Annotated in this window: 1 pseudogene; it reads left to right on the top strand. The window is 70.7% G+C overall.

Annotated features, from left to right (window positions below):
- Positions 1 to 14 precede the first annotated feature (14 nt).
- A pseudogene (gene tnpC, locus ABD017_RS16730) lies at positions 15 to 1,519 on the top strand (IS66 family transposase); the annotation flags it as partial.

Genomic DNA, 1,519 nt, shown 5'->3' with positions numbered 1-1,519 from the left:
CCGCACTCACTGCTCTGACGGACATTGACGCGCTACGCGCGCTGGTGCGCGAGCAGATGGCGGTGATTGCCCAGCGAGACGAGGCCATCGCCCGTCGGGACCACGAGATCGCTTGGAAGACCGCCAAGATCGACCAGCTCACCCACGAGCTGGCGCGTCTGCGGCGGGTGCAGTTCGCGGCCCGATCCGAGCGCATGAACCCGGAGCAGCGTGAGCTGTTCGACGAGGCGATGGCGGCGGATATCGCGGCGGTGGAAGCGGAGTTGGAGGTGCTGCGGGACAGCGCGGCGGCCTCGCCGACCAAGCCGCCGCGCGCCCAGCCGGTGCGTCGTCCGCTGCCGGCCGAGCTGCCGCGCCGGGAGACACTCCACGCCCTGGCCTCTTGTGACTGTGCCCGCTGCGGCGCCGCACTGGTGTCGATTGGCGAGCACGTCAGCGAGAAGCTGGACGTCGAACCGATGACGTTCTTCGTGCGCCGCGACGTCTACCCGCAGTACGCCTGCCGCGCCTGCCAGACGATCGCGGCCGAGCCGGTGGCGCCGGCCCTGATCGACCGCGGCCAAGCCGCCCCGGGCCTGCTGGCCCAGGTCGCCATCCAGAAGTACGCCGACCATCTGCCGCTGTACCGCCAGGAGGCGATTTTCGCCCGCCACGGCATCGCGCTCTCGCGCAGCACGCTGGCGGAGTGGCTCGGCGTGATCGGCCTGCGCCTGCAGCCGCTGGTCGACGCCCTGCGGGCGAAGCTGCTGGCCGCACCGGTCCTGCATGCCGACGAGACGCCGGTGGCCCAGCTCGATCCGGGCGCCGGCAAGACCCGGCGGGCCTACCTGTTTGCGTACCGAAGTCCGGGGCCACAGCCCATGGTGATCTTCGACTACTGCCCCACTCGGGCCGGCAAGCATGCCGCCGACTTCCTCGGCGACTGGCGCGGTGCGCTGATGGTCGACGACTACGGCGGCTAGAAGGCGCTGTTCGCCGGCGGCATCACCGAGCTCGGCTGCTGGGCGCATGCGCGGCGGAAGTTCTTCGACGCGCACCAGGCCAGTGGCAGCCCGGCCGCCGCCGAGGCGTTGCAGCGCCTCGGCGAGATCTATGCGATCGAGGCCATGTTGCGCGGCCTCGATGCCCCTGCGCGGGGCGGCGAGCGGCAGCGCCTGCTCGTGCCAAAACTCGACGCTCTCAAGCGCTGGCTCGATGCCCTGCAGCCCAAGGTGCTGGGCAACACCGGCCTGGCCAAGGCGGTGAACTACACCCTGAAGCGCTGGAGCGCGCTGGCCCGCGTCGCCGACGACGGCCGTTACCCGATCGACAACAACCCGGTCGAGAACGCCATCCGCCCCATCGCCATCGGCCGCAAGAACTGGCTCTTCGCCGGCTCCGAGACCGCTGGCAAGCGCGCCGCCGCGATCATGAGCCTGATCGCCACCGCCAAGGCCAACGGCATCGAACCCCACGCCTGGCTTACCGACGTGCTCACCCGTCTGCCCACCACCAAAGACCGCGACCTCCACACGCTGCT

Origin of the sequence: Rhodanobacter caeni (assembly GCF_039523575.1) — a bacterium.
GTDB classification, from domain to species: domain Bacteria; phylum Pseudomonadota; class Gammaproteobacteria; order Xanthomonadales; family Rhodanobacteraceae; genus Rhodanobacter; species Rhodanobacter caeni.
Note: the sequence above shows the minus strand (reverse complement) of the source record. Positions and strands in the feature narration are given on the sequence as shown.